The following is a 2,156-nucleotide window of genomic DNA, read 5'->3' on the forward strand; positions in this document are numbered from 1 at the left end:
ACCCAGTAAGACCTTGTATTCTCCTGCACATTCATCCTCCAATGCTGTAATCCCATCCCCAAATAAGATAAGGCCCGCCCAGAATGGCAGTTATAGACAACCCCCGGCATTCCCGCCCCATCGACGTACATCGCTGGTCAGAGCACCCTGAGGTGAAAGCTTTGGTTGAGGGGATATGGGATGGAGGGTATTTGCCAGATGAGATTACTGGGAAGTTGGCGGGGGGTAAGAAGGCGAAGACAGGGCCAAAGCCTAAGACATCGTTCAAGAAACAGTTAAGGGTGCTGATCTTGGACCTGTATGTGGCTTGGCTCGAAGACCCTGAGCTGAGTATTGGCGTGTCCATGTCGGTAAATGCTTGGAACACCAATTCCCGCTACAATGCCTTGCACCTTTCCAAGAAACTGATCCCGATTATCAAGGCGCTGGTGGATGCTGAGTTGCTCGACTTTGCCCAAGGAAGCTATGCTGGTGCTGCTGCCAAGGGGAACAGAACAGCAAGAATTCGGGCATCAGAGAAACTGCAGGCAATGTTTCGTGAGGCCAAGTTCGTTCGTGATGATGTGACCCGTTTCGAAGGTGCAGAAATCATCATTCTCAGGGATGCCAAGGATGCTGGCCAGAGAGGCAAAGAGATCGAGTATGAGGATACCGACAACGCGGTTGCCATGCGCAAGGAACTGCGAGCCTACAACGCCCTGCTGACATCTGCTTTTATCGATGTTGCCACCCTACAAAAACCAGTGATCCAGACGGCCAAGGACATCGAAGCTTCACGCGTTCATATCCATCGCGACAACTCCCGAACTCGGCGTGTCTTTAGTCGTAAAAACTGGGAAATGAATGGGCGTTTCTATGGTGGCTGGTGGCAGCGGATCAACGATGACTGGCGGTCCAAGATATTCATAGATGATCAGCCTACAATCGAGGTTGACTTCAAGGGCCTTCACGTGGCGATGCTATATGCCAAGGCCGGGGAGGAGATGCAGGGCGACCCTTACGATATTCCACGCAAGGGATTTCAAGCTTACCCCAAGGAAATGGTGAGGGCGATCATCAAGCAACTGGCCCTTACTGCGATCAATGCAAAGGATAAATCGTCAGCTTACAAAGCATTTCGGGATGGGTCTTCGACTGATTTTGGTAAGACACGCACAAATAATGACTTGGACAAGTTTCTGAGGGGTTTTCTTGACCATAACCCAGTTCTTGAAGATTACTTGTTCTCGGATCAGGGAATTCGTCTTATGTATCTGGACAGTCAGATCACAGCGCACGTCCATCGCCATTTTACGGAGAAAGGGGTGCCGGTCCTATCCGTCCATGACAGCTACATTATTGATCACATGAAGGTCGCCGAACTGAGGCAGGTCATGGCAGAGGCGTCAGAAGCAGTTGTGGGGCGAGCATTGCCCACAGCCATCAAGCTCCCTGATATGCCTGAGTATGCGCACGTGTCAGACGAGGAGCTGCAGGAGCATATCGAGAACAGGAAAGGCATCAGGTGCCAAGGGTATGTAGATCGGGTGCTGGCGTATGAGGCCCGGACTGGGAGGGTGATATCGCCAATCTGAGTGCTGATGCTCTTACTATACAGCTGGAGCAATACAGCGCTAAACCTTGTTAATCGCAGTCCACTTACCATAAGGGCGGATAGTCGACCTTCGCTGCAACCTGCACCAAGATCTGCTAAGCGCAGATTGTGAAGAAAAACTCCCTGCGGCGCTCTGCACCCTCCAAAATGGAGAATTTTGTTCCCACCCGACTTGCCGTTGACCGAAAATCGAAGAAATACGTCATCTCCCCAGAACATCTTCCCTCGAAATTGGCTCATCCGACACGGTCGGGGAGTTTTTCAACACAATCCGCAGAAAGCCGACTTTGCAAAGCCAGGAAGATTTTTCAGAAAGGGCGTTCGAGAGCTTGTTATACCGGCGTCGCTTGCTGCCAAATACTCTCGTATATGCTAATTTTTGTTAGCGAGATACTGGGTTGAAGTGGCACCAAGTAAGTAGGTTTCTTGCCTGCGTGCGCGTTTCGCATGATGGCGGGCACTGATTTCAGCTGATCGTGGGCAGCGATTTCATGGGAAGGCGGGCACCTGTTTCACGCGATCGCGGGCAGTGATTTCACGCGATCATGGGCAGGACTGGCCA

General features: G+C 51.5%; 1 protein-coding gene. It reads left to right on the forward strand.

The window, feature by feature from the left end:
- The first annotated feature begins 83 nt into the window (after window positions 1–83).
- A complete protein-coding gene (locus tag DQ230_RS16730) occupies window positions 84–1,574 on the forward strand; it encodes a hypothetical protein (RefSeq protein WP_113913692.1) in 1,491 nt (496 codons plus the stop codon).
- The last annotated feature ends 582 nt before the right edge of the window (window positions 1,575–2,156 follow it).

Origin of the sequence: Roseovarius dicentrarchi (assembly GCF_003316635.1) — a bacterium.
In the GTDB taxonomy this organism is placed as follows: domain Bacteria; phylum Pseudomonadota; class Alphaproteobacteria; order Rhodobacterales; family Rhodobacteraceae; genus Roseovarius; species Roseovarius dicentrarchi.

Coding starts and splice junctions, on each gene's coding strand:
- DQ230_RS16730 (WP_113913692.1), top strand. CDS start 84: ATGGCAGTTATAGACAACCCCCGGCATTCCCGCCCCATCGACGTACAT.